Origin of the sequence: Mesorhizobium sp. LNHC209A00, assembly GCF_000502915.1 — a bacterium.
Taxonomy (GTDB): domain Bacteria; phylum Pseudomonadota; class Alphaproteobacteria; order Rhizobiales; family Rhizobiaceae; genus Mesorhizobium.
On the sequence record NZ_AYWT01000050.1, the window covers coordinates 1 to 2,035 of the forward strand.

At 62.7% G+C, this 2,035-nt stretch carries 3 protein-coding genes; all 3 read left to right on the forward strand.

What is annotated here, in order from left to right; genetic code table 11:
* On the forward strand, positions 1–432 hold a 432-nt coding region (locus X739_RS0136520), incomplete at its 5' end, for a FixG Ig-like domain-containing protein (protein WP_031252688.1).
* Positions 429–926 (forward strand): FixH family protein, encoded by a 498-nt coding sequence (locus X739_RS136650; protein ID WP_023796695.1) that lies wholly within the window; start codon positions 429–431, stop codon positions 924–926. The genes X739_RS0136520 and X739_RS136650, both read left to right, overlap by 4 nt.
* Positions 923–2,035 (forward strand): heavy metal translocating P-type ATPase (locus tag X739_RS136645; RefSeq protein ID WP_031252689.1); only part of this gene is annotated, 1,113 nt, incomplete at its 3' end. The genes X739_RS136650 and X739_RS136645, both read left to right, overlap by 4 nt.

Genomic DNA, 2,035 nt, shown 5'->3' on the forward strand with positions numbered 1-2,035 from the left:
TATGTCTACATGGGTATGTGGTCGCTGATCGGCCTGGGCCTGCTCTATTCGCTGCTGACGCGCGACCGGCTCGAAGTGAACGTGCTGCATGACCGCAATCCGCAGTTCGTGACGCTGTCCGACGGTTCGATCCGCAACGGCTATACCGTCAAGCTGCTCAACATGATCCCCGAACCAAGGACGATCATCGTCACGATGCAAGGCTTGCAAGGAGCTGAAATGAGCGTGGTCGGCGACGACGTTCAGGCAAGCCGCTCTTTCGCCATTCCGGTCGAACCCGACCGCCTGAAAATGCTGAAGGTCTTCGTGCGCCAGCCCGCCGATCATATCCACGGCACGGCGCAGACCTTCACGTTCCGTGTCGAGGACAAGGCGAGCTTCGAGGCGGACGAATACACCGCCACCTTCAACGCGCCGGAGATCGCCAGATGACCGCCAACGCTCACAAATCACGCGAGTTCACCGGCAAGCACATGTTGACCATCATCCTTGCCTTCTTCGGGGTGGTGATCGCGGTCAATTTGACAATGGCGACGCTCGCCAACACAAGCTGGACCGGCCTTGTGGTCGAAAACACCTATGTGGCGAGCCAGCAGTTCAACAAGAAGGCCGAGGAAGGGCGGGCGCAGGCAGCCCTCGGCTGGACCGGCAAGCTGACCATCGCCTGGGGAGAAGTCCGCTATAGCCTCACCGACGCCGCTGGCAAGCCGGTTCCCTTGCATGCAGTAAAGGTGCTGTTTCGCCATCCCGCCTATGAGAATGAGGATAAGGCCGTCACGCTCGCCCTCGCCTCGGGCGAGGAGTTTGCTGCGCAGCACATGCCGAAGGACGGTGTCTGGATCGTCGAAGTCGACGCCGATGCCGGTCTGGATAGACCCTACCGCGATGTCCGCCGGATCATCATTTCTCATGGAGCGCTGAGATGAGCTGTTGTGCACCGGGCGCTGAAATGGCACTGGGTTTGGTCAGCCCCGCTTCGGTCCTGCCGTCAAGCGAGGAGGTTAAGCTGGCGAGCCGATCGCTTGGCGACGACCTTCGTCAGACCGACCTTTCGGTACCGGCTGTTCACTGCGGCGCCTGCATCCAGACTATCGAGACGGCGTTGCGAAAGCTCGATCATGTCGAGGACGCTCGTGTCAACCTTTCGACGAGGCGGGTGTCTATCCGCTGGCGCGGCGACGACGTTCCGCCATTCGTCGCTATGCTCGGACGTCTGGGCTACCAGGCACATCTGTTCGAAGCCGACACCGATGCAAAGGACAAGACGCTGTCGGAGCTTATCCGCGCTGTCGCAGTCGCCGGGTTCGCGGCTGGCAACATCATGCTGCTGTCGGTCTCGGTCTGGTCCGGGGCCGAAGGCGCGACCCGCGACCTATTCCACTGGGTCTCGGCGCTGATCGCCATCCCTGCCCTCGCCTTCGCCGGCGGCATCTTCTTCCGCTCGGCCTGGAATGCGTTGCGCCACGGCCACATGAACATGGACGTGCCGATCGCCGTCGGCGTGTCGCTGGCCTACGCCATGAGCCTCTATGAGACGATCACCCATGGCGACCACGCCTATTTCGACGCGTCGGTTTCGCTGCTGTTTTTCCTCCTGATCGGCCGAACGCTGGATCACGTGATGCGCGCCCGCGCCCGCACCGCTGTGAAAGGCCTGTCACAGCTCGCCGCACGCGGTGCCATGGTGCTGCGCGGCGATGGCGCACGCGACTATTTGCCGGTTGGCGAGATCGAACCAGGGATGCAGCTCCTGATCGCGGCTGGTGAGAGGATCCCCGTCGACGGCAAGATCATTCGTGGGGCGTCAGATCTGGACTGCTCACTGGTCACTGGCGAGAGCACGCCGCGAAACGTCGCGCCAGGTGAAACCGTGCGGGCCGGTGTCCTCAACCTTACCGGCTCGCTGACGATCGAGGCCAAAGCCGCCGCCAAGGATTCGTTCCTGGCGGAAATGCTTCGGCTGATGGAGGCCGCCGAAGGTGGTCGCGCCCGGTATCGCCGTATCGCCGACCGCGTGTCGGCACTCTACGCGCCG